At 65.0% G+C, this 266-nt stretch carries 1 protein-coding gene; it reads left to right on the top strand.

Going from position 1 to position 266, the window contains the following annotated elements; genetic code table 11:
- On the top strand, positions 1 to 266 hold a 266-nt coding region (locus PU683_RS22220), incomplete at both ends, for a class II aldolase/adducin family protein (protein ID WP_277174670.1).

The raw sequence follows: 266 nt of genomic DNA, 5'->3' as shown, positions 1-266 counted from the left end.
CATCAATCCGGCAGGCTTCACCATCCACAGCGCCGTCCATGCGGCGCGCGAGGACGCCGGGTGCGTGCTGCACACCCACAGCGTCAACGGCGTGGCCGTGTCGGCGCAGGCGGATGGCGTGCTGCCCATCTCCCAGCAGTCCATTTTCGTGCTCAGCTCGCTCGGCTACCACGACTATGAGGGCGTAGCGCTGCGCGACGATGAAAAGCCTCGCCTGGTGCGCCACCTGAGCAACAACAATTTCTTCATGCTGCGCAACCACGGCC

The sequence above is a fragment of the Candidatus Kosakonia sp. 282A-S69 genome, assembly GCF_029433855.1.
Lineage (GTDB): Bacteria > Pseudomonadota > Gammaproteobacteria > Enterobacterales > Enterobacteriaceae > Kosakonia > Kosakonia cowanii_A.
The sequence above is the reverse complement of the archived record's forward strand: the minus strand, read 5'-3'. Positions and strand labels throughout refer to the sequence as shown.